The sequence below is a fragment of the Serratia sp. AXJ-M genome, assembly GCF_046531865.1.
Lineage (GTDB): Bacteria > Pseudomonadota > Gammaproteobacteria > Enterobacterales > Enterobacteriaceae > Serratia > Serratia liquefaciens.
This window is the reverse complement of record NZ_CP059394.1, coordinates 869,892-896,555: the sequence shown is the minus strand read 5'-3', so window position 1 is coordinate 896,555 and position 26,664 is coordinate 869,892. Positions and strand designations below refer to the sequence as shown.

Sequence of the window (26,664 nt, the reverse complement as noted above, 5' to 3'; positions counted from 1 at the left end):
TACACACCAATATGGGACACTCTGGAAAATAACGATGAAACGCAAACACCTCTGGGTATTAAACCCTTGCCTGCTGGCGATGCTCGCCCCTACGGCCTGGGCAGAAGAACAAAAAAGCGAAGAGCAAATGGTGGTTTCCGCCAGCCGTACGCACCGTACAGTGGCAGAAATGGCGCAGACCACCTGGGTGATTGAGAGCCAGGAAATTGAGCAGCAAGTCCAGGGCGGCAAAGAGATCAAGGACATGCTGGCGCAGTTGATCCCGGGCATGGACGTCAGCGGTCAGGGGCGTACCAACTACGGCATGAACCTGCGCGGCCGCTCAATGATGGTGATGATCGACGGCGTACGTTTGAACTCATCGCGCAGCGACAGTCGCCAGTTGGATTCGATCGATCCCTTTAATATCGATCACATTGAAGTGATCTCCGGTGCTACCTCGCTGTACGGCGGCGGCAGCACCGGTGGCTTGATCAACATCGTTACCAAAAAAGGCCAGAAAGAGCAGCAGGTTGAACTGCAGATCGGCGGTAAAACCGGCTTTGGCGGCCACACCGACCACGACGAGAACGTAGCGGCAGCGGTCAGCGGCGGCAACGACAACGCCTCGGGCCGGTTGTCGGTCTCCTATCAGCGCTACGGTGGCTGGTATGACGGCAAGGGCAACGAAGTCCTGATTGATAATACTCAGACCGGCCTGCAATATTCCGATCGCCTCGACGTGATGGGCACCGGCACCATCAATATCGATGACCACCAGCAGTTGCAGTTGACCACTCAGTATTACAAAAGCCAGTCCGATGGCGACCACGGCCTGTTCCTGGGGGAAAATTTCGCCGCGGTGACCGGCAGCGCCAAGGCGTACAACAGCGGTAATCTCAATTCGGATCGTATTCCAGGCACCGAACGCCACCTGATCAACCTGCAGTACTCCAACACCGATTTCCTCGGCCAGGATCTGGTAGCGCAGGTCTACTATCGCGATGAGTCGCTGACCTTCTATCCGTTCCCGACGCTGGCGGGCAAAGCCCCGGATTATTACGTCAGCAGCATCGGCGCTTCCCAGCAAAAGACCGACTTTTACGGCGGCAAGCTGACGCTGAACAGCAAGCCGATCGAGGCCCTGACGTTAACCTACGGCATCGACGCCGAGCATGAGACGTTCAACTCCAACCAGCAGTTCTTCGATCTGGCGAAAGCGCAGCAGTCTGGCGGTATGGACCTGCAAAACGCCTATAACACCGGGCGCTACCCGGGCTACAGCACCACCAACCTGGCGTCCTTCCTGCAGGCCAGCTACGACATCAACCCTATCTTTACCCTGAGCGGCGGCGTGCGCTACCAGTACACCGAAAACAAGATTGATGACTTCGTCGGCTACAACCAGCAGCAGGCTATCGCTACCGGCGCCGCCACCTCGGCTGATGCAATTCCGGGCGGGAAAACGGACTACAACAACGCCCTGTTTAACGCCGGCCTGTTGGCACACCTGACCGAACGCCAGCAGACCTGGATCAACTTCTCGCAGGGTTACGAGATCCCGGATCCGGGCAAATATTACGGCAACGGTACCTATGCGCTGAACAACGGCCACTACCAGTTGAACAAAAGCGTCAACGTTGGCGACTCCAAGCTGGAAGGCATTAAGGTTAACTCCTACGAACTTGGCTGGCGTTACACCGGCGATAACCTGCGCACGCAGATTGCCGGCTACTACTCCCTGTCCGATAAGAGTATTTCGATCAACAAAACCGACATGACCATTAACGTCAACTCGGACAAACGCCGTATTTACGGGATGGAAGGCGCGGTCGATTACTTCTTCGAAGACAGCGACTGGAGCGCGGGCACCAACTTTAACTTCATCCGCTCCGAGACCAAGGTCAACGGCGAATGGAAAAAGCTGGTAGTGGATACCGCCAGCCCATCCAAAGTGACTGCCTATGTCGGCTGGGCGCCGGGTGACTGGAACCTGCGCCTGCAGTCACAGCAGACTTTCGACGTATCGGATGACGGCGATTACACCAAGGCCGGCTCTACCCAGGGGCGTAAAATTGATGGCTACAACACCATCGATTTCCTCGGCAGCTACGCGTTGCCGGTGGGTAAACTCAGCTTCAGCGTGGAAAACCTGCTGGATAAGGAATACACCACCGTTTGGGGCCAGCGCGCACCCATTCTCTATAGCCCGACCTACGGCTCGCCCGAGCTTTACAGCTATAAAGGCCGCGGCCGTACCTTTGGTCTGAACTACTCCGTACTGTTCTGATCCATGCCCGAACGCAATCCTGCGCTCAAACATAACGAAAAGGGCCACATCGGCCCTTTTTTACTTCTTAAAGGGATGCTGTGCCAGCCAGTGGTCAGCAATATCCTGGCGTCGACATACCCAAACCCGATCGTATTGCTCGATATAGTCCAGGAATCGCTGCAGCGCACGAAACTTGCCCGGGCGGCCCAACAAACGGCAGTGCATGCCGATCGACAGCATCTTCGGCGACTCCTCGCCTTCGGCATACAGCACGTCAAAGCTGTCTTTCAGATAGGTAAAGAACTGCTCGCCGGTGTTAAACCCCTGTGGCGAGGCAAAGCGCATATCGTTGGCCTCGAGGGTATAGGGTACGATCAGGTGCGGCCTTGTTTCACCATTGGCGCACTGCACCTCGGTCCAGAACGGTAAATCGTCTCCGTAATAGTCGCTGTCGTATTGCAAGCCACCGTGCTCTACCACCAAACGACGGGTATTGGGACTGTCCCGCCCGGTATACCAACCGAGCGGTGCCTGGCCGAACAGATCCCGCAATACCGTCATCGCCTGCTGCATGTGCTGCCGTTCGGTCACTTCATCCATCTGCTGATAGTGGATCCAGCGCCAGCCGTGGCTGACCACATCGTAACCGGCGTTTTTAATCGCTTCGACCACCTGCGGGTTACGCGCCAGCGCCATCGCCACGCCAAACACCGTCAAGGGCAGGCCGCGACGCTGAAATTCATCGTGGATGCGCCAGAACCCGGCGCGTGAACCATATTCGTAAAGGGAATCCATCGACATATGCCGTTCTGGATAGCTGGCCGCGCCGATGATATCGGAAAGAAACTGTTCGGAGCCGGCGTCGCCATGCAGCACGTTGTTTTCAGCCCCTTCCTCATAATTGAGGACAAACTGCACCGCAATGCGCGCCTGACCAGGCCAACGAGCATGCGGTGGACGACCGGCGTAGCCGATCAAATCACGGGGATAATCTTTATTGAACGCGAAATCACTCATCGTTGTTTCCCCTTACCGATCACCCGTTAAAATGACTGAACATGCCGGACAAAGGTTTTGCCCGCGGAAAATCCAGATCGCCGTGCTTGCTGGTGCTCAGACCGAGCGCGCTTAGCGATTCGATCATTTTTACCGCAGCGCTGACGCCGTCGATCACCGGGATCCCCAATTCCAGCGTCAGTTCGCGCGCCAAATCGGCCATGCCGCCGCAGCCAAGCACAATCGCCCCGCTGCCATCCTGTTGCTTAGCCTGGATGCACTGCTCACGCACTTTTTGCTGAGCCCGACCGCTGCCGTCCTCCAGCGCCAACACCGGCAGATCAATCGCATGCAGCGCCGCACAGTGCCGCTCAAAACCGTATTGATGCAGTAAATGCCTTGCAATGACCAACGTGCGCGGCAGCGTGGTAACAATTGAAAAACGCGTCGCCACCAGCGTCGCCATGTGCATTGCCGCCTCGGCGATACCGACCACCGGCTTGTCGGCCAGCTCACGCGCGGCCAGCAAACCCGGATCGCCAAAGCAAGCAATGACATGACCGCTCACACCGGCTTCTCGGCCGGCTTTCACCTGCTGCAAAACGCCAATGGCAGCAATGGCTTCGTCAAAATGTCCCTCTATCGATGGCGCCCCTTCCTGCGGGCAGACCGCCAGGATTTCGGTGCCCGGCGCAGCCACCGCACGCGCCGCAGAGGCGATGGTTTCGGTCATTGCCTGGCTGGTGTTCGGATTAATGACCTGAATAATGCAGCGAGTTGTCATAGCGTCTCCCGCGGATCGGCGTCGGCAAAAATATGGGCGAAATCCGGCGTTTCATTCGCGTCGTGGTTAAACCGTAAATTAGCCACAATATCGTCAAAATGGCGGACCATATGATCTGCCAGCGCCGCGCTGTCTTTCCCCCTCAACAGCGCCAGCAAATCGCTGTGATCGTGGCAGCGACATCCCTGCTGCCAGGGTGAACCATAAACGGCAATCGCCAGCGACGATCGCAAAGTGAGCTGCGACACCATTTCGGTCAGCACCTGATTACCGGCGATAGCCTGCAGTTGAACGTGGAACGCGGCGGACAGGCGGATCGCCGCAGCGCCGTCCTGATCGCGGTGCGCCTGCTGTTCCTGCGCCACGATCTCTTCCATCGCCAGCAGATGCTTTTCGTCGCAGTGGGCAAGCACCTGCGGCAGGTTGGTGCATTCCAGCATCTTGCGCGTCTGGAATACCTGGGTTGCCTCGTCCTGCCCGGGCGTAGCCACCTGTGCACCACGTTTGGGCAGTTGGGTCACCAATTGCACTGCGGCAAGGCGCTGCAGCACCCGACGGATCCCGGTTCGGCTTACGCCGAAGGTCTCGGCCAAGGCTTCTTCCGGCAATTTGCTGCCGGGCAGCAACCGATGTTCGACAATGGCTTTCACCAACGAGTTGTAAATATGATCGTCTTTATCTTCAATGAAATAAGTGGCCTGTTGCCCATGCCACGCGGCGTTGGTACCGATCGTCGTGCCGACCATTTTTCTGCTCCCCGTCCCCTTGAATAGTCAAATCGTATACAAGATGAAGATCTTTTGTATACAAAAAAGAAAAGTCTGGCCTGGATCCTGCAAAAGCCCTCTCAGCAACCTTTGCCAAAAAACAGATAACAACATCCGGGTGACGTTCTTGAGAGGAGCACGATTTATGCCAAACCCTAATGAAAACTACAGTCCCAAGCTGTGCAACGACGATCTGGCACCAACGCGTGACCAGAACTGGAGCTGGTACAACATTTTTTCTTTCTGGATGTCCGATGTACACAGCATGGGCGGCTATGTGGTGGCCGCCAGCTTCTTCGCCCTCGGCCTGTCGAGCTGGCAGGTCCTGATTTGCCTGCTGGTGGGGATTTGCATCGTGCAGTTTTGCGCTAACCTGGTGGCCAAGCCCAGCCAGCTCGGCGGCGTGCCCTACGCCGTATTAAGCCGCCAGGCGTTTGGCGTGTTCGGCGCCAATATCCCGGCGGTGATCCGCGGCATGATCGCCTTCGCCTGGTATGGCATCCAAACCTATCTGGCCTCCAACGCCCTGATGCTCACACTGCTGAAATTCTTCCCGTCGCTGGAACCGATGACCCAGCCGCATTTTCTTGGGCTGTCGCAGCTTGGCTGGGTTTGTTACATCACCATGTGGCTGCTGCAGGCGATGGTGTTTTGGCACGGTATGCAGGCAATTAAGCGTTTTATCGACATCGCCGGGCCGGCGGTTTACGTGGTGATGTTCGCGCTGGCAGGCTGGATTGTATACCGAGTCGGTTTCTCTAATCTCTCCCTTACTCTGGCGAACAAAAACCTGAGTGCCGGTGAGCAAGGCTGGCTGATGCTGACCGCCACCGCGCTGGTGGTCTCTTACTTCTCCGGCCCGCTGCTTAACTTCGGCGACTTTACCCGCTACGGAAAAAGTTTTGCTGAGGTACAGCGCGGCAATCGCTGGGGTTTACCCTTCAACTATCTGCTGTTTTCGTTGGTCACCGTGGTGATCGTTTCCGGCACCCTGCCATTGTTCGGGCAACTGATCACCGATCCGATCGAAACCGTCACCCGCCTCGACAGCGATATCGCCGTGGCCCTTGGGTTGCTGACGATGATCGTCGCCACCATCGGTATCAATATCGTGGCCAACTTTGTCTCGCCGGCCTTTGATTTTTCCAACTGTTCGCCGCAGAAGATCAGCTTCCGTACCGGCGGGATGATTGCCGCCGTCGGCTCGTTCCTGTTGACCCCCTGGAACCTGTTCCAGTCACCCGAGCTGATTCACTACACGCTGGACGTATTAGCGGCCTTTATCGGCCCGTTGTTCGGCATTCTGTTGGTGGATTTCTACATTATCAAACGCGGTGAACTGCACGTCGACGACCTGTACAATGCCACGCCAGGCGGCCGTTACTGGTATAAAAACGGCTTCAATCCGAATGCGATTTGGGCACTGGTACCCTCAGTGATTATCGGGTTGGCGATCAGCTTCACGCCGAGTTTGCATCAGGTGGCTAACTTCAGTTGGTTTATCGGGGCAGCGTTGGGTGGGGGCTGTTATCGCATCATTGCTCGCCGGGAGTGGGCAGCCAATCAGGCGGTGACCTTCGCCAAAACGCAATTGAGCAAAGATTAAAAACAACGAAGCCCTGAGTTATTGCTAACTCAGGGCTTCTAAATGTTGGCGGAACGGACGGGGCTCGAACCCGCGACCCCCTGCGTGACAGGCAGGTATTCTAACCAACTGAACTACCGCTCCGCGCCGTTCTTCTCTTGCGAGAGGAACGAGGCGCATATTACGGTTGAGCCACTATGTCGTCAATGCCTTTTTCTTACCAAATGAACCGTTTGCACAGTTTTTCAGCTAACGGAACCCAGAGGTGATAACGCCCGGTTTATTTACGGCGAAAATACCGTTATTCCACTTCCGTACGCCACAGGCAACTGCCGCCCTTTTTCGCTACCAAATCCAGACGCGCCTCATGGGCCATCACTTCTTCATCGCTGGCGTAGACTACTTTCATTGCCGTTGCCGGACGCACAATGCGCTGAATGTCCTGCGTCGAATTGTTGTTTTGCGTATCCCCTTCCATCTGGAAGGCCATTGACGTCTGACCGCCGGTCATCGCCAGATAGACTTCCGCCAGGATCTCGGCATCGAGCAATGCGCCGTGCAGCGTACGCTTGCTGTTGTCTATCTCATAACGACTGCACAGGGCGTCGAGGTTGTTGCGCTTGCCCGGGAACAGGCGACGCGCCATTAACAGGCTGTCGGTGATGGTGCAGAAGGTATCGGTCTTCGGAATGCCCTGCTGCAGCATGCGGAATTCGTGATCCATAAAGCCGATGTCGAACGCCGCATTATGGATAACTAACTCACCGCCGCGGATAAAGTCGATAAACTCATCGGCAATTTGGTCGAACGTCGGTTTATCCGCCAGGAACTCGTCGCTGATGCCGTGAACCCCATAGGCCTCCGGGTCCACCAGCCGATCCGGCTTGATGTAGACGTGGTAGTGGCGACCGGTCGGGCGACGGTTAATGACCTCGACCGCACCAATTTCAATGATGCGATGGCCTTCGTAATGCACCCCGAGCTTGTTCATACCGGTGGTTTCGGTATCGAGGACAATCTGTCTGGTGGTTGTAGTGATCATATTGCAGTGCTCACAGCGTTCGTTTATGTCAGACTTGGCTTTTATAAAACTGATAGGAAGAGTCTACCAGAGATGCTTAAACAGGTAGAAATTTTCACCGACGGCTCCTGCCTTGGCAATCCGGGTCCCGGTGGTTACGGCGCCATACTGCGCTATAAGCAGACGGAAAAAACCTTTAGCGCGGGCTTCCGCCTGACCACCAACAATCGCATGGAGATGATGGCGGCGATTGTCGCATTGGAAGCGCTGACCACGCCTTGCGAAGTGATCCTCAGCACCGACAGCCAATATGTGCGCCAGGGCATTACCAGTTGGATCCATAACTGGAAAAAGCGTGGCTGGAAGACCGCCGACAAAAAGCCGGTCAAGAATGTCGATCTTTGGCAGCGTCTGGACCTGGCCATTCAGCGCCACACCGTCAAATGGGAATGGGTCAAGGGCCACGCCGGCCATCCGGAAAACGAACGCTGCGACGTACTGGCACGCGAGGCGGCCGGCAATCCAACGCAGGAAGACGTGGGTTACAAGCCGGAAAACTAAGGCTGCTTGCGATAACTCTTGGTCGCGCCGACGGCGCGGCTGAGAGAAGGCTTTCGCGCCCCGAACTTCATCGGCGTGGGCGTCAACGGCAAAGTGCGCTTACGCGCCACAATCACGCTCATACACCCCAGCGCCGGTAAATGGGTGCACAAAAACTTCCCGCCCTTACGCTGCCACGGCAGCACGTGAAAACGCGACTGATGCAACACCTCATAATTCAACAGGCTCAGCCAGTCCAGCAGGCGCATTTGAGTAAACATCCGGCTGACGTAAGGCTGGCGGCGGCGTAACCCTGGCACCAGTTTCCCCAACCCCAACAGACTGAACGGGTTGAAGCTGCTGATCACCAGCCAGCCGTCGTCGATCAACACGCGATCGACTTCACGCAGCATGCGGTGCGGATCGTCAGCATAGGATAGCGTGTGTGCCAGCAAACAGGCATCTACCGACTTGGCGGCGAAGGGCAATTGGTAAGCATCTGCGACCACCTGCAGGTTATCGCCTTCCAGGCTGACGTTGACCTGGTGGGAAATGGCGCATTTATCCGTTGCCAGACTGGCGCTGAGATTACCGATTTTCAGCAGGTGGAAACCAAACAGCTTCGGCCACCAGGGTTGCAACTGCCGCTCTAGCGCCTCACGATAGTATTCCCCCCACGGCAACTCGGCCCAAGACTGTGGGCTGGCGAGCTTTTGTAGAGTATGGGCTGGTTTCATGATTTATTATCTTCTTTCAAGCCGTTGCCAACGAGAGGTCCAAGATGAATCTTATCAGTATTCCCGCCTTCCAGGACAATTACATTTGGTTGTTAGATAACCAGCAGGGGCACGGCATCATTGTCGATCCCGGTGAGGCACAGCCGGTGCTTGATGCGCTGGAACGCCTGAATTTGACGCCTGACGCGATTCTGTTGACCCACCATCATCACGATCACGTCGGTGGCGTAGCGCAAATTGTGGCACGCTATCCTGGGCTGAAGGTCTATGGGCCACAGGAAACTGCCGACAAAGGCGCTAACCACATCGTTCATGACGGAGAAACCCTCGAGATCGATGGCCGAAAATTCGCCGTAATCGCGGTTCCCGGACATACCTTGGGCCATATTGCATTCTATAGCGCCCCTTATCTTTTCTGCGGAGACACTATTTTTTCTGCCGGCTGCGGCAGGCTGTTTGAAGGGACCGCAGAACAAATGTACGACTCATTTCAACAACTCGCGCAACTTCCCGATAACACCTTAATTTGTTGCGCGCATGAATATACACTTTCAAATCTTAAGTTTGCGCGGGCTATTTTGCCGGAAGATCGAGGAATTGAAACATATCAGCAACAAGTTGAAGCGTTACGGGCAAAAGGCCTGCCTAGCGTCCCCACTCAGCTACAATTAGAGCGTAAAATTAACCTATTTTTACGCTGTCATGACACTGATTTACAAAGAAAATTAGGCTTTCACACGCCACCACAGCACCTTCATTCGGTTTTTTCCGAATTACGCCTGCGAAAAGACAACTTCTGAGCTTTTAGTTGTGTTATTTGACGAAGCAAAGTATGATTGCTCGTCTTTTAAGCAACTACATTGACACACACATGAAGGCTAAAGCGATATTTCTCGCCTCAGTCTTGCTAGTGGGGTGCCAGTCGTCCAGGCAGGACGCACCGGCCCCAGAACAGCATGCACAGAGTTTGTCTTCGGCAGGTCAAGAGAGTGAAGCAGGAGAGTACACAGCGAATGGTCGAGCGAGCTCGGCGCGGTGGCTAGATAACAATAGTGGTGCCGCGCAACAGAACCTGTGGAACTTCATTAGCGACGAGCTGAAGATGGAGGTTCCGGAAAATTCCCGGATCCGTGATCAAAAAAGAAAGTACCTAAAAAGTAAGAGCTATCTCCACGATGTAACATTACGGGCAGAGCCGTACATGTACTGGATAGTCGGGCAGATTAAGAAACGCAATATGCCGATGGAACTGGTACTGCTACCCATAGTGGAGAGCGCTTTTGACCCACACGCCACGTCAAGTGCCAACGCCGCAGGGCTATGGCAAATCGTGCCGCAAACGGGTCGCAATTATGGTTTGAAAAACAACCAGTGGTATGACGGGCGACGCGATGTCGTCGCCTCGACGACTGCTGCGCTTGATATGATGCAGTATTTGAACCGCATGTTTAACGGTGACTGGTTACTGACCGTTGCCGCTTATAACAGTGGTGAAGGCCGTGTCATGCAAGCGGTTAAGGCGAATAAACGCCAGGGTAAGCCAACCAATTTCTGGGCATTGTCGCTTCCGCGTGAAACGTCAATTTATGTTCCGAAAATGCTGGCGCTGAGCGACATCATTAAAAACAGCAAGAAGTACGGTATCAATCTTCCGAAGACTGATAATACCCGTGCACTGGCGCGTATCGATGTTGGGCAGCAAATACAGTTAACTCAGGCGGCTGAGATGGCTGGGCTTTCAATCACCAAGATGAAAGCTTATAACCCAGGCTACAAAAAAGGCGTTACGGCACCCAACGGGCCCCATTACATTATGGTTCCTAAAGGTCATGCCGATCAGCTGAAAGACTCGTTGGCCGATGGCCAGATCGCAGTGACTCAGCCAACCACTCAGTTGGCGAAGAATAGCGGTTTGACAGGCGGTAGCTCGTATAAGGTTCGCTCCGGCGACACGGTATCGGGCATTGCCAAGCGGTTGAATATTAAATCCAGCGATTTGCAGAGTTGGAACAACTTACGTGCCAAGAGCACCTTAAAAGTTGGGCAAACCCTGCAAGTGGCCAGCAACACCGGCAGTAACAGCAGTATCACCTATCAGGTTCGCAAAGGTGATTCGCTGGCCAGTATTGCACGTCGTCACGGCGTCGATATTAACGACGTGATGCGTTGGAACTCAACGCTAGCCAAGGCTAACAATCTGCAACCGGGTCTGAAATTGACCCTGTTTGTCAGTGATAAGTCGTCGCCGGATACCTAAATTTTCGGCACAAAAAAAGCACCCTTCGGGGTGCTTTTTTATTGTCTGAATACGGACGATAATCACCAGTGCGGTTTGTCAGCCTCGGGATGAAACTCCACCAGCAGCGGATTATGGTCTGACGCGCTGGTCACCAGCACCGAAGCCTCCGCCACGCCCATATTGCGATAAAACACAAAGTCCAGCGGGCGGCCAAACGCCTTACGACGATGATCGTCCGTGAAGTTCACCTCACGCAGTGCCATATCGCTGGCGAACTGATACAGCGCATTGATTCGTTTGCGGCTCCAGGCATTAAAATCCCCGGCCATAATCACCGGCCCGTGGTGGTTGGCAATCTGCTCACCAATCGGCCCCAGTTGCTTACTGTAGACGTCCACGCCCAGGCTGAAGTTCACCGCATGAATATTTACGACCATCAAAAGCTGTCCGTTAAACAACGGGTAGACGGTGATTAACGCCGATTTGGCCAGCCGCAGCAGTGGTTCGCGTTCGCGTAATGGGCAGCAATACACTGGATGCGCTGCCGCCAAAGTCATCACGCCCGAAGGGTGTTGCGGCAATACAAAAGCCGGCACCTGATCGGCAGCCAGATAGTTTGACGTGGCAAAGCTCACCAGTTCAGGCGTGGTTTGCGCCTCCTGCAGCAGGACCAGTTGCGCATCCTTGCCATAGCTTTTCAACACCGAGAGCCAGTCTGCCCGTTGCTGTTTAAAGATGTTCCACACCATCACTCGCAACGCGCCGGACGTAGGCAATGCAGCCCCGGGCGGCAGCGGTTGATTAATAGCGCCAGGGAAAATTCGCTCAACTGGCTGACCTGCAACATACCTCATTGCATAAGTTCGTTTCGGCACGCTATTCGCCTATTTCCCATTAGGATGAAACTGACGGTGACATTCCCGCCAACATTGAATCGATTATACGCCTGCCCTCACCTGACGGCATGGCTTTTACGGGGTATATCCTTTCCAGTTATAGGGGCGTGAGGTAGGGATTTCAATCTTCTGACAGTATATGTGTGTAAAGGTTAGCGGTGATCGATGATAAATGCGAAAAGGCCCGCATTTTGCGGGCCAGATAAGGGGAAGGTGCTGCTATCAAGCCAATTGCTGCCGGTACTTCTTATCCAGACGCCCGCTAACCCCCACCAGCAGCAGAGCCACCAGCACGATCAGCGCACCAATCCACGGCGTTTGCGCCAGGCCTAGCGTGGATACGGTCTGACCGCCGATGACCGATCCCAGAGCAATACCCACGTTGAAAGCTGCGATGTTCAGCCCGGAAGCGACATCTACCGCATTCGGCGTGTACTGTTCGGCTTTCTGCACCACGTAAACCTGCAGCCCCGGTACGTTACCGAAGGCGAATACGCCCATCACCACCACCGTCATCAGCGCTGCGATGCTATGGCTGGCTGTGAACTGGAACACCAGCAGCAAAACGGCCAGCGCGGCAAAGATAAAGCTGAGGGCACGGACGGCACCATGGCGGTCGGCCAATTTTCCGCCCCAAATGTTGCCAATCGCTACCGCAATGCCGTAGGCCAGCAGGATCCAACTGACCGCGGGGGCGGAGAACCCCGCCAGTTCCTGCATCATTGGCGCCAGGAAGGTGAAGGTGGTGAATACGCCACCGTAACCCAGCGCGGTGATGGCGTAAATCAGCAGCAGGCGTGGATGAGTCAGCACTTTAAACTGCTCGCCAATGCTGGCGCTGGCCTGATTTTTAATATTGTTGGGTACCAGGATGACGCTGGCCACCGTGGCAATCACACCAATAAGCGACACCGCCAGGAAGGTTTCACGCCAGCCAAAATGTTGGCCGATAAAGGTCCCCAAGGGTACCCCTGTCACCAACGCTACGGTCAGGCCGCCGAACATAATGGCGATCGCCGAGGCGGCTTTCTCTTTCGCAACCAGACTGGTGGCGATAGTAGAGCCGATGGAGAAGAATACCCCGTGGGCCAGGCCGGTCAACAAGCGGGCCACAACCAACGACTCATAGCTCGGCGACTGCCAGGCCAGCAGGTTGCCGAGGGTAAACAGCACCATCAGGCTGATCAGCAGCAGCTTGCGCGGTACGCGGCCGGTTAAAGCCGTCAGTACCGGCGCACCAATCGCCACGCCGATAGCATAAATGGTAACCAGCAGCCCGGCGGACGGTACTGTCACCCCCAGTTGTTCCGCGATAGTCGGGATTAGCCCAACGATCACAAACTCGGTAGTACCAATAGCAAAGGCGCTGATGGTCAATGCAAGTAATGCGAGAGGCATCTTTTTTACTCCAAATAGCGTTCAGGTTGATGGCAGCTATTATCGGTCTGTGCTTAAATGATAAAAATGCTCAAAATATCAAATGAATTTTGCCAATGGAGCAACAGTGAAAGCGAATTCCGATGAATTGATTACTTTCGTGACCGTGGTGGAAAGCGGCAGTTTCAGCCGTGCGGCCGAACGACTGGATCAGGCCAATTCGGTGGTTAGCCGCACCGTCAAAAAGCTGGAAACCAAGCTCGGAGTCACGCTGCTCAACCGCACGACGCGTCAGATCAGCCTGACGCAGGAGGGGGAAAACTATTTCCGCCAGGTGCAGAAGGTACTGAGTGATATGGCCGCGGCGGAGAATGCGCTGATGGAAAGCCGTCAACGTCCACAGGGGCTGTTGCGCGTCGATGCTGCCACGCCAGTCGTGCTGCACGTATTAACGCCGCTAGTGGCGGAATTTAGGGCCCTGTACCCGGAAATGTCGCTGTCACTGGTGTCTTCAGAGAACTTTATTAACCTGATCGAGCGTAAGGTGGATATTGCCATCCGCGTCGGTGAGTTGACCGACTCCAGCCTGAAGGCACGCAAACTGATGACCAGCTATCGACGCGTGCTGGCCTCCCCTGCCTATTTGGCACAATATGGCATGCCACAAAAGGTGGAAGACTTAGCGCAACACTGCTGCATCGGTTTTAACGATCTGCCCAGTTTGAATCGTTGGCCACTGGCCTGCGCCGACGGTCGGCAGTTGGAAATCACCCCAGGCCTGACCACCAACAGTGGTGAAACTCAGCGTCACCTGTGCCTGCATGGCAACGGCATTGCCTGCCTGTCCGATTTTATGATTAGCGCAGACATCGAGCGCGGCGATCTGGTGCCGATCTTGGTGGAGGAGACGCTGCCGGTCGCCATGCCAATCAATGCGGTGTATTACAGCGACAGTGCCGTCAGCAACCGCCTGCGCAGCTTTATCGATTTTCTCAGCAAACATCTGGGGCAATAAAAAAGGCGCCCGTCTGGGCGCCTCTGATGTAAAGGTACGGAAAATTAATCCCAGTTCGGTGCCAGGCCTTCCGGGCTGACCAAACGGCCATTGCTTTCCAGCTTGGCAATTTCTGCCATTTCCTCACTGCTTAACGTCAACTGCTGCGCCAACAGGTTGCTCGCCAGGTTTTCACGTTTGGTCGATGATGGGATCACCGCGTAACCCAGCTGCAGCGCCCAGGCCAGAATAACCTGTGCCGGAGTGGCATTGCGGCGTGCCGCAATCGCCTTGATGGTCTCATCCTTCAGCGCCTGACCATAGGCCAGCGTCATGTAGGAAGTGATGGCAATGCCGTGCTGCTGGGCAAACTCCACCACTTTGCGGTTTTGCAGGTAGGGCGAGAGCTCAATCTGGTTTGTGGCGATCTGCTCTGCCCCAACGGCGTCAATCGCTTGCTGCATCAGATCCAGAGTGAAGTTGGAAACGCCAATTTGGCGCGTCAGGCCTAATTTTTTCGCCTCCGCCAGTTCGGCCATAAACTCGGCAACAGGAACTTCGTCGTTCGGCGAAGGCCAGTGAATCAGGGTCAGATCAACATAGCCGGTTTGCAACTTGCTCAGGCTCTCTTGCAGGCTCGGGATCAGCTTGCCTTTCGCCAAATTGGCGATCCAGATCTTGGTGGTGATAAACAGCTCTTCACGCGGTACGCCGCTGGCGGCAATCGCCTGCCCCACCGCCGCTTCGTTTTCATAGATTTGCGCCGTATCGATCGCGCGGTATCCCAGCTCGAGTGCCGTAGTGACCGAGTCGATCACCACCTGATCCTGGAGACGGAAGGTGCCTAAACCAAATGCAGGGATGCTCATAATTTTATTCTCTCATTAGGATGTTGAAGCGATATGGGAGGATTATGGCAACTGTTTTGTTGATCAAAAACGCCCTATTGTGCATAAGACTTTTGATTAGATAGCAACAATTGCCGGAGGAAAACCTCCGGCAGTGCAAGATTACGCCCAGCGGCGCAGGATCAGTGAAGTATTGATGCCGCCGAAAGCGAAGTTATTCGACTGCACAAACTCGGTATCAATCTGACGATAGCCGCCCATGATATAGTCCAGGTCGCCACAGGCGCTGTCCGGTTCGCTGAGGTTGATGGTAGGGGCGAAGCTGCCTTCGCGCATCATCTCCAACGTCATCCAGGCTTCCAACGCACCACAGGCGCCCAACGTATGGCCAAAATAACTTTTCAGCGAGGAGATCGGCGTTCGATTGCCGAAAATCGCCGCCGTTGCCTGACTTTCCGCGATATCGCCACGATCGGTCGCCGTGCCGTGGGCACTGATATAGCCGATATCACCGGTTGCCAACCCGGAAGCCCTCAGCGCCTGCTGCATGCAAATCTGCATGGTTTCCTGCTGCGGCTGAGTGATATGTGCCGCATCACAGTTGGTGGCAAAGCTGATAACCTCGCCGTAAATGGTCGCACCACGCGCCTGTGCATGTTCCAGTGACTCCAGGATCAGCGTTCCTGCCCCTTCGCCAATCACTAATCCATCTCGCTGACGGTCAAACGGCCGTGGCGAAAACTCGGGGCGATCGTTCTGCTGGCTGGTTGCAAACAGCGTATCGAACACCGCCGCTTCCGAAGGGCACAGCTCTTCGGCCCCGCCGGCCACCATCACCGTCTGATAACCGTGGCGGATACTCTCATAGGCATAACCAATCGCCTGACTGCCGGAGGTGCAGGCACTGGATGTCGGGATCACCCGGCCCCGCAGGCCGAAGAACAGGCCAGTGTTTACCGCCGCGGTATGAGGCATCATCTGCACATAGGTGGTGCCGGTAATATTGCCGGTGTGCTTCTCGGTGAGCATGGTGGCGAATTCACTGACCGGCTTGGTGCTGCCGGTCGAAGAACCGTAGGCGATACCGGTCTCACCGTTAGTCAGCACCTTCTCGCCCAGCAACCCGGCCTGTTCGAGCGCAAGTTCCGTCGCTCGAGTCGCCAACAGCGAAACACGGCCCATGGAACGAATACGCTTGCGCGTATAGTGATCCGGCAGTATGAAATTCTCGATCGGGGCACCGAGGTGGGTGTTCAACCCCTGGTATTCTTCCCATTGCGTCATGTAACGCACCGCATTCTTGCCCTGCTTCAACCGGCTGGACACCTCTGCCCAGCTATTGCCGAACGCCGTAACGCCCGCCATGCCGGTGACGACCACTCGTTGCGTCATACCATTCCTCCATTAATGGAAATGACCTGCCGCGTTACATAGCCGGCGATATCCGACATCAGGTAGCTGGCCAACCCCGCCACCTCTTCTGCCGATCCCATACGCTTAAGCGGGATTGCCCGCATCGCTTCATCCAGCGCCGCCGGCTCGATGTCGATCATGCCAGTGTCGATCAAACCCGGAGCGATGCAGTTAACGGTAATTTTGCGTTTCGCCAGTTCGATAGCCAACGCCTTACAGGCACCGATCACACCTGCCTTGGCCGCACTGTAGTTTACCTGTCCACGGTTGCCCATGACGCCCGACACCGACGACAGCGCGATGATCCGCCCGCCCTTGCGCAGGCCAATCATTGGCATGACACAGGGGTGAAGCACGTTGTAGAAGCTGTCGAGATTGGTATGGATCACCCCATCCCAATCCTCCTCACTTAACGCCGGGAAAGCGCCATCGCGGGTGATCCCTGCATTATTCACCACGCCGTAGTAGGCGCCGTGGGTTTCAATATCCTGCTCCAACACCTCGCGGCACTGCATGCGGTTGCTGATATCAAACTGCATCAATCGCCCTTGCCCGCCGGCACTGACAATTTGCTGCAAGGTGTGTTCTGCCCCGGTCTTATCACTGTGGTAGTGGACTACAATCAAAAAGCCATCCGCAGCCAGGCGGCAGGCTATGGCCTGACCGATCCCTTTACTGGCGCCGGTGACTAAAACGGAACGCATCATGCGTCTCCCCTTAAGGTCGTCAATTGAATAATTTCTTGTTGATCAGGTTGATAGGTGTTCAACCTGCCCTGTGCGATCGGCACATTATCGATACTGATTTCACACTCAAAACTGGCTAATTTCTCGTCTTTCAACAACTGTTGCACGCTAACCACCAGCTCGCTGCCGGCAGGAAAAGCGGGCAACTCACAGTGAATGGCCCGCCCGCCGAGCAGCATACCCAGCTGCGGCGGCTTGGCACTCTGGCGACCGTGCCAGCCACTCCAAACCCCAATCGCCTGCGCCATCAGCTCAATGCCGTACCAACCAGGAAGTGCCCCCTGCTCGTCGAGAAACGGCGCCAGCACGCTATTCGCACTGACGTTGACCGCGCAGCGTGTATGCTCTTCACCCACTTCCAGCACCCGTTCCAGCAGCACCATCGGTGAGGCATGAGGTAAGTAATATTCTGCCGTCCGGTAAGCATTCATGGAGCATCTCCCAACAGCAAACAGGCATTGTTGCCGCCGAAGGCAAATGAATTGGAGAGGATAGCGCGCGCTCCCAACGTCTGGGGCTCACACACCAGACCGATCGGCGCCAGTTCGGCATCGCGTGGAACTGCACTGAAATCTTGCTGCGGCAGCGGCAATGACTGGGTCAACAACAGCCAGCTCAGCGCTGCCTCCACCGCTCCAGCCGCCCCCAGCGTATGGCCGGTAAGATGCTTGGTTGAACTGCACGGCGTTTGTTCGCCAAACAGGCGATTCACCACCAGGGCTTCAACCTGATCGTTAAGCCGCGTGGCCGTGCCGTGCAAATTAATATAACCAACTTGGTCGGTACTCAAACCGGCCTGCTGCAATGCCATGGTCATTGCACGCTCGGCGCCTTCACCGGCTGGATGCGGTGCCGACATGTGCCAGGCATCCGAAGATTCGCCAACGCCCAACAACGCCACCGGCGCAGGTTCCCGCGTCAACAGCATTAACGCCGCCGCCTCACCGATATTAATCCCGCTGCGTCCTGTTGCAAAAGGCGTGCAGCGCTCCGCGGACAGTGACTCCAGGCTGTGGAAACCGTTAATCGGCATTTGGCACAGGCTGTCTGCCCCGCCTACAATCGCCGCGTCCACTAACCCGGCTGCAATCAGACGTTTACCGCTGATGATGGCCCGCGCGCTTGAGGAACAGGCCGTCGACAGGGTATAGGCCGGACCACGGGTCGAGAGAAAAGCGCTGAGAAACTGGCTCGGATCGCCCAGCTCCTGCTGGTGATAATGGTAACCCGGTGGCCATTGCCCCGCTTGATACTGGTGAAGCGCCAGTTCGCCTTCGTGAATGCCGGAAGTGCTGGTGCCCATAATCACCGCGACACGATCGGCGCCGTAACGGGCAATGGCCTCGCGTACCGGCGTCTCGATCTGCGCAAAAGCGGCCAACAGCAGGCGATTATTGCGAGAATTATGCCGCTTGAGCGACTCGGGGATCGCGGGTAAATCACCCTGTACGTTGCCAAACCAGGACGGCGCGCCGCCCGTCAGCCACTGCGTCTGCTGCTGCATGCCGGGCGAAATACCGCGCGCCAGGTTTTGCGCGATCTGCGGCAGATCGTTGCCCAGCGCATTCACCATTCCTACGGCGGAGAAATAGATCATTATTCGTTCCCCAGCGTTTGAATGATGATGCGGTAATGGAAGGCAGATTGCGCGATCGACACCGGTTCTCGCCTTCCGTCCATCTGCTGGTAACGGATTTCATTGATCACCCCCCCATGCTCGTCATACAAGCGACGTACCAGCGCCTGGTCTTCCAGTCGCCACCCTGCTGGCAGCAAGGGTTGCCAGTCCTTCACCGGCCAGTAGCTCAACATGATATCCGCCAGCACCTGGCTGGCTGGCGGCAGTTCCCCCACCTTGATCAATTGTTCGGTGTGGATCCCCTGACGATCGTAGGTCAGGTTAAACAGACGGATACCGAGCGGCGACATGCCCACCAGTTGCAAACGCTGGCCGTCGGCATTGAGCAGCACCAGCATCGAATGCTGTTGCCCTTTGACTTCGGCGGTCAGCAACTGTTGCTGATTAATCGGCTGAGCCAGCGCTGGAGGTGGTAAGGTCACCTGCGTACCGGGTTTTAGCCACGCCTGCGGCAGCGTCGGATCCTGCGAACCAGCGCAGCCGGCCAGCACGACAATCCACATTAACAGCACCATTCGTAAGCCGCGCATCAGGCTTTCCCTCTTTTTCTTTTCGATACTAACGTCAGCGGTGCCAATAAAAATGCCACGGCAATTCCGCTGCTCAATACGATACCAAAACTGCTGATGGCCTGAGTGTGGCTCAGTACCAGCATGCCGAACGTCAGTTGGGTGGTGAATACCGCCATAAAAATGGCGAACATCGAGGTGGTCGGCGTGCCCCGGGGATTGGTAAAGAACAACGTATAGTTAATGCCGATCCCCAAAACCAGCACCAGCGCCAACAGCGAAAACAGATTTAGCGTATGGCCACTCAGTGCCAATACCGCAATACCGCTACCCAGTGACAATAGCGTCGGCACCATGCAGCGCAAGCCATGACGCAGACCAAAACGCCACAGGTAAATCAGCGCAATCGCTGCAACCGACAATGCCAACAGATAAGAAAGATACAGGCGATATTGACCAAACAGGTCACTGAACTCGGTTTTCCTATCGATCCAACCGGTGCCGGGAACCTGCTCCGCCAGTGTCTTCATCATCGCACTGTTCTTCACGCCGTTAACGGGCACCAGCGCCGCACTGCGCCCATCGGGCAACGTCAGCCACAGCAGACGCCAACCCTCGCTAACCACGCTGCCCAGCCACTGCTGCGGGCTGACCCATTCAGGCGTTAAATCTGGTGTACTCAATACCAACTCTGCCTGCTGCAGGTTGTTCATCACCTGCGGCGCCACGCGCTGCAATAAAGCGATGTTTTCTTGCTGGCGTTGGAGAGAAGGCAGAGGCAACAGACGATAATCCGCCAGCACGCCTTGCTGTTTGGCCTCAGCCAGTTTGGGTTGCAACAACTCGATACGTTGCAACAGCTGCTCGGCATTGGCGCCGTAGACCACCAGCCACTTCTGATCGTTATGTTGGCCCGTCAGTGCGGCGATACGCTGCTCCTGCTGCTGTAACGCCACAGGTAATGCCTGCAGTTGGCCAATGTCGTCATCTACCTTCAACTGGCTGAACCCCGCGACCACCAGCAACAGCACCGCGTCGGGCAACCCATAACGCAACAGCGGCCGATGGCGCCAGGCATGCAGCCAATTCAGGATCAGTGTTAACCCCGGCGCTGGGCGTACCGGCAACCGTCGCGACAATTGCGGGTACCAGCAAATAACGGTAATGCAGGCGGCGCTCAATCCGGCAGCGGCAAATACCGCCAACTGCTGCAAACCGGGGAACGGCGCAATCAACAGCGCCAGGTAGGCCACTACGGTGGTCAGCAACGCCATCGACAATGCCGGCAACAGCTTTTGCAAACTGGCTAATGGCGTCGACTGCCGACCATGCACCATTCGCTCGGTCAGGAAATAGAGCGTGTAGTCAGCCGAAATGCCGACGATGCTGATGCTCAGCACCAGCGTCATCAAATGTATTTCGCCAAAGGCCAGCAGCGTAGCGACGGTGCCGGCCAGAGCGCCAATACCCACCGACAGCGCGCACAACAACAGCGGCAAAGGTGAGCGGAACATAAACAACACCAATAAAAACACGCCCGCCACCGACGCCAGGCCAATCGTGGAAATATCCTTTTCGGCCTGTTGGCTGGCGTAGTTGCTGTAAAACAACGTGCCGCGGCTGAGCACTTCGGCTCCCGGCCAGCACTGCTGCAGCTGTTGCTGCAACGCTGTCAGTTTATCTACCGTTAGCCGGGCACTGCTGATGTCATAAGATGATGCGCTAAGCTCGGCGTGCAACAAATACCAACTGCGCCCCTGTACATCACGCGCCACCAGCCACCCCTTGGACAGGCTCAGCAAGCCGCCGTTCTGTTGCTGCGCCAACTGTGAGGCACGTACCAGCATCAACGGATCGTTCGCCAGCTCTTTGCCGCTGACGCCGGCGAAAGCAGAATAGAGTTGGCCGAGGATCCACTGGCTCTGCGCGTCTGCCCCCTGCTGCAAACGTTGCCGAGTGGCATCATCCAGCAGCACATTGCGATGCTGGTAGAAAAAACGCCCCCACTGCTGCTGACGTTGTGCATCCATAGGCCCGCCAACCCGCTGCAACTCGGGCATCTGACGTAGCTGCTGCCACCACCAATCCACTGCGGCGTTATCCGCCCCTGGCGGCGGGCTGACTAGCCACATCAGTTGACGATCCAGGCGGCGGCTGAAGCCGTCAGCCAATTCATCCGGCACGCCAACCAGTTGCTGTTTTGGCAATAACGCCAGGACGCTGCTGTTGATTTGACTGCGCGGCAACAGCCAGCACAAGGCCGCAATCAGCAGCAGGCAAATCGCCAGCCAGCCAAATGCCAGCCGCCGATGCAGTTCAGGACGCAAAACGCTGTTGCTCCTCGTCAGTCAGCGCCTGCGGCACCGTACGTTGATTAAAGAAGCGAATATGGGTGGCGTCACTTTGCATATCGTCGATATCAATAGTTTCCAGGTACTGTTCGCCGTTGAGGGTAATGCGCTTGAACAGTTTGTCGAGCGGCGTGGTTTTCGGCGTCAGCACCAGCCGCCAGTGGTTATGCCCCAAATCGGTGAACTGCAGAGCAAAGTTTTGTTCCAGCGCCTGGCTGTCGGCATGAAACAGCGCGGTCAGCAGGTGATTGAACTGGAACATCTGCGGGTTGTTGTCCGCCGTTACCACCTGCGGCGGCTGGCCCGCCAGGGTTTGCACCATGCGTTTATCATCCAGCAGCAGGGTCAGCGGGAAAGGCTTCTGTTGCGCCCACCACAATCCTTTCTGCTGGGAAATCAACAGTTCGCCGCTGGACTTCAACGGTTTTGCCATGCCGCTGATACTGCGCTGCTGCTCAAATTCGGCGTGCAGCACCGGCTGTTGGCTAAACCGCTGCTGCAGCTCCGGCAGCGTTACCGCCTGCACGCCCAGACTGAAGAAGGTCACAACAGCCAGCATCCAAAATTTCATTGTGCCCCCTCGATGTTATCCAACAGTACTTGCGGGGAGACAAAGCACATTTCTTTGCTGTCGGCGTCCACCGCGACCTGAATAGTATGGCCGCGGGTGGTGGTTATTCCGCTCTCTGCATCCAGAATGCGGTAGCCGATGCGCAGGCGGTTTTCATACTCTTCCAGCTCTGCACAGACGATGATGCGCTGCTCAAACAGGACAGGCGCAATATATTTCACCCGCGTATCTACGATCGGCCAGACATAGCCCGAGGCCTGCATCTGCCGGTATCCGTAATTGAACTGTTTGAGCAAGGCTTCGCGGGCAATCTCGAAATAACGGAAGTAGTTACCGTGCCACACCACGCCCATGGCATCGGTATCATGGAAAGGGATGGTGATTTCAACCCTGACGGAGAATCGCGGATTGTCTTTAAGCTTCATGTCTCAGGCCCCTGTTGCGTTGGCGACGGTGCCGCCAACTGCCAGAAATCGAAAAAATTAAACCAGTCGAGCGGCGCCAGCAGGCAATAATGCTCCAGCCGGGCGGCATAGCGGTCCACCGCATCCTGCAACGCCTGTTGGCGCTGCTGCCGGGGTAATGACAGCGGATCGGCAAACGGTTCGAAATAAACGTTCAGACGCCCCTGCTGTTTGAGACCGAACATCAGGTATACCGGACAACGCAGCGCAGCGGCCAGAACAAAAGGCCCCTGAGGGAAAGGTGCCGATTGACCGAGAAAGCGGCTCCACACCACCCTCGGTTGCTCACCGCGCTGATGTTTTCCGGCCGAGGTGCGATCGCCAACGATAGCCACCCACTCGCCGGCGTCGAGTTTGTCCTGCAGACGCATGGCGGTTTCAGGCCCCAGTGAAGTCACCGGTATCAGGTTAAGGTTGGCACGAGGGTTGACCTCTTTCATCACCTGATTGAAGCGCTCGGCATGCTCGGTAAACACCAGAGCATTCACCTTGACGCCAGAATTCAACTCACCCAAAGCGCGGCAAGACTCGATATCCCCCAAGTGCGAGGCCAGGATCAGCGTACCTCTGCCGGAAGCGATCTGCCGTTCACAGGCTGCGGGATCTACCAGCCGAACGTCACGAAGTTCACCACGCCAGCTCGCCAGCTTGTCGAGCATCGCATCGCCAAAACGCATAAAGTGCCGAAAGCTGTTGAGCGGCGTGGGTAATGGTTGCTGTCGATTGTGGGCAAACTGCCGCAGACGTTGCAGATAATCACGCGAAGCTTCACGTTGAGCACGCCCGGTCAGCCAGAAGTAGCCGATCACCGGGTACAGCAGCCATTGAAATGCCCGGCGGCCAAACATCTGGTAGACCTTCAGCATAAGCCGAATCCCCCACAGGCCATGACGCTCCTGAGTTGCTGACCAATGCTGCGCTTTCTTCGCCCGTTGGCGTTGACGCAGTAAACGCGGAATCCGCGGCAACATGCCGAAAAACAACCGGGTGTGCATCCAGGAAATACGCAAGTTATCGCGCAGCGCATCGAAATGCGAAACGCCATCGACCGGGTAAGTAACCCGCGTCGGCAAGAAACGGCTTTGCACCCCCTGCCAATACAGCCGGACCATCACTTCGGTATCGAAATCCATGCGTTTGCCAAGCGGTTGGCGCGCCGTCAACGCCAGCGTCGGCGCTACCGGGTAAACGCGGAAACCGCACATGCTGTCCTTTAATGACAGCGACAGGGTTTCGATCCACACCCAGACGTGGGTGACGTAACGCCCATACAGGCGCGCTTTGGGTACCGAGCTGTCATAGACTGGCCGGCCGGAAATCAGACAGTCCGGATGAGCGCGCGCTTCGGCAATCATGGCCGGTATATCACTCAGTTGATGCTGACCGTCGGCATCCACCTGCAAAGCATGGCTGTAGCCCTGTCGCTGAGCCAATTGCAGACCGGCGATGACCGCTGCGCCCTTCCCCTGGTTTTTTTCCAACCGCAACAGGCTAACCCAGGGCAGTTCGGCGGCCAGCCGCTGTAGCGTTTCGGCGGTGGCAGCAGCGCTGCCGTCGTCCACCACCAGGCAAGGCAGGCCATAATCCGCCAACGATGTCAGTACCGCGGCCATCATCTGCCCGTGATTAAAACAAGGAATAAGAAGACAGGGGGAAAAAGGGGCGCTTACTGACATAACGAGATCTTGCCGCTGCTGGCGATCGCCTCACCGACGCGATAGCTGAACAAAAGCTTGTGCCGTTCCGGTTGCCATTCGAGTTGCAGCAACACCCTCTGCCCCGGCAGTAACGGTTGTTGAAACTTGACCACCTCGATCCCTTTGAATCCGGCCTCGATAGCCAGCAGCTGACGGGCATACTGCATGACCCAGTTCAGTTGCGTGACCCCCGGCAGGATCGGATGCTGCGGAAAGTGGCCGCGAAACCAAAACAGTTCAGCGGGCAAATGCAGCTGCAGGCTGGCATGGGTGGCATCGCTCACCTGCTGTTGCAGCACCTCAGGTTGCATCATAAGAACAGCTCCTGTAGCTCAGCATAGGCGCGCTTGCCCTGCGGATTAAGCGGAATGGCATCGATAATGCGCCAACTGCGCGGCAGAGCCACCGGCTCCAGCCAGCCTCGCAGCGCCTGGTGCAGTTCACGGGTAAAAGCCCCTTCGGACAAGCTTTGTCGGCGGAGCTCGCCGTACGGAGATAGCACGACAACGGCCACCAGCAGCGTGCGCCCTCTTTGCTGCTGCGTTAGCACGGCAGCATCGGCAACCTCCGGCAAGGCCACCAAGCGACGTTCCACCTCGGTTAACGACAACCGTTTCTCTTCCAGCTTGATAATGCGGTCGGCGCGGCCATTTAACTGGAATTGTCGACCATCCGGCGCCAGTTCGATAATGTCGCTCAGCAACGTTTTACCCGTGTCAGGTATCAGGGGTGACATAACCTCAATCCGATTGTCTGAATCCACCTTTAACCTGACGCAAGCAAACGGCTGCCACAGGGCAATGTCCCGATTTTGCCTGCGCCAGGCCAGTGAACCGGTTTCCGTGGTACCGTAGATTTCCAGTGGCAATACCCCCAGCATTTGCCGGGCAAGCTGTGCTTCCACCTCGGATAACGGGCCGCCGGCGGAAAAAACCTCCACGCACTCGGCGAGCGTCAAACGATTATCCAAACGCTTGAGCCATGCCGGGCTGCTGACAAACACCAAACGCCGGCCCTGATGTCGGGCAATCAACTGCTCTTGGTATTGCGTCAACTGCGCATCAAACGGCAGCCCTAAAGCCAGCGGCAGAAACAGCCGGAAGCTCAGGCCATACATATGCTGATGGGATACCGATGCGACGACGCGGCATCCTCGCAAGACGTCACCAAAAGCGGCAGCCAACAGTTCGCTTTCACGGTCCATGCAGGCGACGGATTTGCACACAGCCTGCGGTTGGCCGGTCGAGCCGGAAGTGTAAAGAATAAAACGAGGATCCTGAGGCCAGGCGGGTAGCGCGATATCCTCACAACCGCCCTCGCGCACCGCCAAAACGGGCACGCCAGGATCGAGAGGCAAATCGGTCAGTAGCGCATCGTAATCCGCTCGTTGCTCTTTGAGGATAGCTTCTCGCTGGTGACCAAAAATCACCGGCAGCCTGCCGGCATACAACGACGCCAGCAAGGCGACGGCAAAGCGATAGCTATCATCAAAGCACAGCGCCCAGCGGTGCTCTTCCCTACTCGCCAGTATCGCGGCCAATGCGGCAACGTCACGGCGAAATTGGCCGAGACAGAATAGCTGATCGCCACGCCAGGCGATCGGCACCGAATCATCGCGTTGCGTGCTGAGCCAGCGGTTCATTGGCAAACTCAGGCGTGCCGGATCCTTTTCCTGACTATCCATTCAATACCCATTAATGCCCCCATCAGCAGATAGCTGATGCCGCCGTTATACAGCGTCCAGAGTGTGATATCACCGGACAGACAGGTTGTCAGCGCTATCGCACCGTTAACAATAAAGAACCCGCACCACACCTGAGTCACCCGGCGAGTATAAGCAATGCCGGCAGCGTCCAACTGCGGTTCCGTTATACGGGCCAATCGCTCCACCACCGTAGGCGGGGCAAACAGCGAGTAGGCAAACAGCAGCAGCAGTATTGCGTTGACCAGCACCGGGTAGTACAGCAACCAGTGGCTCTGCTTTAACGCCCAACTGGCGAGCGCCAGCAAGATGCCCACTAGGGCCAAGGCTTTTCCCAGCCACATTTGTTGGCGCAGTTTCCCGCGCAACATCAGCAGGCGCAAGCTAAAGACCCCCACCAATAACGGTGCCAGGAGAGCGGTTCCCCAATGCGTCAGGCCGACCCAAACCGTCAGCGGATACAGCAACAGCACCAGCCATACTGCGCCCTGCAGCAACCGCAACATCGGGGTCAGCCAACGACTCTCCACCTTAGCC

At 56.3% G+C, this 26,664-nt stretch carries 26 protein-coding genes and 1 tRNA gene; 6 read left to right on the top strand and 21 right to left on the bottom strand.

The features are described 5' to 3' along the window. Nucleotides 1-34 precede the first annotated feature (34 nt). Nucleotides 35-2,269, top strand: a complete 2,235-nt coding sequence (locus H0S68_RS04165) for a TonB-dependent siderophore receptor (protein ID WP_020825333.1) — start codon at nucleotides 35-37, stop codon at nucleotides 2,267-2,269. Between the two features lie 60 nt (nucleotides 2,270-2,329). Here H0S68_RS04165 and puuE read toward each other — a convergent pair whose 3' ends face one another. Genes puuE through H0S68_RS04150 form a run of 3 tightly spaced genes read right to left on the bottom strand, consistent with a single transcriptional unit; the run spans nucleotide 2,330 to nucleotide 4,777 of the window. Next, nucleotides 2,330-3,268 (bottom strand): allantoinase PuuE, encoded by a 939-nt coding sequence (gene puuE, locus H0S68_RS04160; RefSeq protein WP_410529173.1) that lies wholly within the window; start codon nucleotides 3,266-3,268, stop codon nucleotides 2,330-2,332. A gap of 19 nt (nucleotides 3,269-3,287) precedes the next feature. After that, nucleotides 3,288-4,031, bottom strand: coding sequence for an allantoin racemase (gene hpxA / locus H0S68_RS04155; RefSeq protein WP_410529172.1), 744 nt, complete (start codon nucleotides 4,029-4,031; stop codon nucleotides 3,288-3,290). Next, nucleotides 4,028-4,777 carry a GntR family transcriptional regulator gene (locus tag H0S68_RS04150; RefSeq protein WP_048759750.1) on the bottom strand — a complete coding sequence of 250 codons (750 nt, stop codon included), beginning with the start codon at nucleotides 4,775-4,777 and terminating at the stop codon, nucleotides 4,028-4,030. Before H0S68_RS04150 ends, hpxA begins: the two co-directional genes overlap by 4 nt. A 166-nt stretch (nucleotides 4,778-4,943) precedes the next feature. On the opposite strand from H0S68_RS04150, the gene H0S68_RS04145 reads away from it, so the two are divergent. Then, complete coding sequence (locus H0S68_RS04145) at nucleotides 4,944-6,404, top strand: NCS1 family nucleobase:cation symporter-1 (protein ID WP_128864355.1); 1,461 nt, start codon at nucleotides 4,944-4,946, stop codon at nucleotides 6,402-6,404. A gap of 46 nt (nucleotides 6,405-6,450) precedes the next feature. Here the strand turns inward: H0S68_RS04145 and H0S68_RS04140 are convergent. Further along, nucleotides 6,451-6,527, bottom strand: a tRNA-Asp gene (locus tag H0S68_RS04140). A gap of 157 nt (nucleotides 6,528-6,684) precedes the next feature. Further along, nucleotides 6,685-7,425 carry a DNA polymerase III subunit epsilon gene (dnaQ, locus tag H0S68_RS04135; protein ID WP_122077363.1) on the bottom strand — a complete coding sequence of 247 codons (741 nt, stop codon included), beginning with the start codon at nucleotides 7,423-7,425 and terminating at the stop codon, nucleotides 6,685-6,687. A gap of 72 nt (nucleotides 7,426-7,497) precedes the next feature. Between dnaQ and rnhA the strand changes: the two genes are divergently transcribed. Beyond that, nucleotides 7,498-7,965 carry a ribonuclease HI gene (rnhA, locus tag H0S68_RS04130; protein ID WP_020825327.1) on the top strand — a complete coding sequence of 156 codons (468 nt, stop codon included), beginning with the start codon at nucleotides 7,498-7,500 and terminating at the stop codon, nucleotides 7,963-7,965. Here the strand turns inward: rnhA and H0S68_RS04125 are convergent. Beyond that, a complete protein-coding gene (locus H0S68_RS04125) occupies nucleotides 7,962-8,681 on the bottom strand; it encodes a class I SAM-dependent methyltransferase (RefSeq protein ID WP_020825326.1) in 720 nt (239 codons plus the stop codon). The genes rnhA and H0S68_RS04125 overlap by 4 nt on opposite strands. Before the next feature lie 44 nt (nucleotides 8,682-8,725). Here H0S68_RS04125 and gloB point away from each other — a divergent pair, with 44 nt between their 5' ends. Both gloB and mltD read left to right on the top strand, forming a co-directional pair. After that, nucleotides 8,726-9,481 (top strand): hydroxyacylglutathione hydrolase, encoded by a 756-nt coding sequence (gene gloB, locus H0S68_RS04120; RefSeq protein WP_116691247.1) that lies wholly within the window; start codon nucleotides 8,726-8,728, stop codon nucleotides 9,479-9,481. A gap of 71 nt (nucleotides 9,482-9,552) precedes the next feature. Further along, nucleotides 9,553-10,938, top strand: coding sequence for a murein transglycosylase D (gene mltD / locus H0S68_RS04115; RefSeq protein WP_170868526.1), 1,386 nt, complete (start codon nucleotides 9,553-9,555; stop codon nucleotides 10,936-10,938). Between the two features lie 62 nt (nucleotides 10,939-11,000). Here mltD and H0S68_RS04110 read toward each other — a convergent pair whose 3' ends face one another. Beyond that, complete coding sequence (locus tag H0S68_RS04110) at nucleotides 11,001-11,795, bottom strand: endonuclease/exonuclease/phosphatase family protein (RefSeq protein ID WP_071844577.1); 795 nt, start codon at nucleotides 11,793-11,795, stop codon at nucleotides 11,001-11,003. A gap of 243 nt (nucleotides 11,796-12,038) precedes the next feature. Further along, on the bottom strand, nucleotides 12,039-13,214 hold the full coding sequence (locus H0S68_RS04105) for an MFS transporter (RefSeq protein WP_020825321.1): 1,176 nt from the start codon (nucleotides 13,212-13,214) through the stop codon (nucleotides 12,039-12,041). Between the two features lie 106 nt (nucleotides 13,215-13,320). Here H0S68_RS04105 and yafC point away from each other — a divergent pair, with 106 nt between their 5' ends. Then, nucleotides 13,321-14,208, top strand: coding sequence for a DNA-binding transcriptional regulator YafC (yafC, locus tag H0S68_RS04100; RefSeq protein WP_020825320.1), 888 nt, complete (start codon nucleotides 13,321-13,323; stop codon nucleotides 14,206-14,208). A gap of 44 nt (nucleotides 14,209-14,252) precedes the next feature. Here the strand turns inward: yafC and dkgB are convergent, their stop codons facing one another. From dkgB to H0S68_RS04035, 13 genes are all read right to left on the bottom strand, one after another. After that, nucleotides 14,253-15,056 (bottom strand): 2,5-didehydrogluconate reductase DkgB, encoded by an 804-nt coding sequence (gene dkgB / locus H0S68_RS04095; RefSeq protein ID WP_020825319.1) that lies wholly within the window; start codon nucleotides 15,054-15,056, stop codon nucleotides 14,253-14,255. A gap of 141 nt (nucleotides 15,057-15,197) precedes the next feature. Continuing rightward, on the bottom strand, nucleotides 15,198-16,427 hold the full coding sequence (locus tag H0S68_RS04090; protein ID WP_410529171.1) for a beta-ketoacyl-ACP synthase: 1,230 nt from the start codon (nucleotides 16,425-16,427) through the stop codon (nucleotides 15,198-15,200). After that, nucleotides 16,424-17,155: a 3-ketoacyl-ACP reductase FabG2 gene (locus tag H0S68_RS04085; RefSeq protein ID WP_115060019.1), complete on the bottom strand. Its 732-nt coding sequence runs from the start codon at nucleotides 17,153-17,155 to the stop codon at nucleotides 16,424-16,426. The genes H0S68_RS04090 and H0S68_RS04085 overlap by 4 nt, the downstream gene beginning before the upstream one ends. Further along, nucleotides 17,152-17,625, bottom strand: a complete 474-nt coding sequence (locus H0S68_RS04080) for a hotdog family protein (RefSeq protein ID WP_130016753.1) — start codon at nucleotides 17,623-17,625, stop codon at nucleotides 17,152-17,154. The genes H0S68_RS04085 and H0S68_RS04080 overlap by 4 nt, the downstream gene beginning before the upstream one ends. Continuing rightward, nucleotides 17,622-18,791: a beta-ketoacyl-[acyl-carrier-protein] synthase family protein gene (locus tag H0S68_RS04075; RefSeq protein WP_410529170.1), complete on the bottom strand. Its 1,170-nt coding sequence runs from the start codon at nucleotides 18,789-18,791 to the stop codon at nucleotides 17,622-17,624. The genes H0S68_RS04080 and H0S68_RS04075 overlap by 4 nt, the downstream gene beginning before the upstream one ends. Next, nucleotides 18,791-19,363 (bottom strand): DUF3261 domain-containing protein, encoded by a 573-nt coding sequence (locus H0S68_RS04070; RefSeq protein WP_410529169.1) that lies wholly within the window; start codon nucleotides 19,361-19,363, stop codon nucleotides 18,791-18,793. Before H0S68_RS04070 ends, H0S68_RS04075 begins: the two co-directional genes overlap by 1 nt. Beyond that, nucleotides 19,363-21,669 carry an MMPL family transporter gene (locus H0S68_RS04065; RefSeq protein ID WP_410529168.1) on the bottom strand — a complete coding sequence of 769 codons (2,307 nt, stop codon included), beginning with the start codon at nucleotides 21,667-21,669 and terminating at the stop codon, nucleotides 19,363-19,365. The genes H0S68_RS04070 and H0S68_RS04065 overlap by 1 nt, the downstream gene beginning before the upstream one ends. Next, nucleotides 21,659-22,264 (bottom strand): LolA family protein, encoded by a 606-nt coding sequence (locus H0S68_RS04060; RefSeq protein WP_410529167.1) that lies wholly within the window; start codon nucleotides 22,262-22,264, stop codon nucleotides 21,659-21,661. Before H0S68_RS04060 ends, H0S68_RS04065 begins: the two co-directional genes overlap by 11 nt. After that, nucleotides 22,261-22,689, bottom strand: coding sequence for an acyl-CoA thioesterase (locus H0S68_RS04055; RefSeq protein ID WP_046374459.1), 429 nt, complete (start codon nucleotides 22,687-22,689; stop codon nucleotides 22,261-22,263). Before H0S68_RS04055 ends, H0S68_RS04060 begins: the two co-directional genes overlap by 4 nt. Then, entirely contained in the window at nucleotides 22,686-24,404 is a 1,719-nt protein-coding gene (locus tag H0S68_RS04050) for a glycosyltransferase family 2 protein (protein ID WP_410529166.1), read from the bottom strand. Before H0S68_RS04050 ends, H0S68_RS04055 begins: the two co-directional genes overlap by 4 nt. Further along, on the bottom strand, nucleotides 24,395-24,739 hold the full coding sequence (locus H0S68_RS04045) for a 3-hydroxyacyl-ACP dehydratase FabZ family protein (protein ID WP_020825309.1): 345 nt from the start codon (nucleotides 24,737-24,739) through the stop codon (nucleotides 24,395-24,397). Before H0S68_RS04045 ends, H0S68_RS04050 begins: the two co-directional genes overlap by 10 nt. After that, the gene (locus H0S68_RS04040) at nucleotides 24,736-26,109 is read right to left on the bottom strand and encodes an AMP-binding protein (protein ID WP_262244619.1); all 1,374 of its coding nucleotides are present in this window, start codon (nucleotides 26,107-26,109) and stop codon (nucleotides 24,736-24,738) included. The genes H0S68_RS04045 and H0S68_RS04040 overlap by 4 nt, the downstream gene beginning before the upstream one ends. Beyond that, nucleotides 26,076-26,633 carry a hypothetical protein gene (locus H0S68_RS04035; protein ID WP_128864471.1) on the bottom strand — a complete coding sequence of 186 codons (558 nt, stop codon included), beginning with the start codon at nucleotides 26,631-26,633 and terminating at the stop codon, nucleotides 26,076-26,078. Before H0S68_RS04035 ends, H0S68_RS04040 begins: the two co-directional genes overlap by 34 nt. Nucleotides 26,634-26,664: the final 31 nt, after the last annotated feature.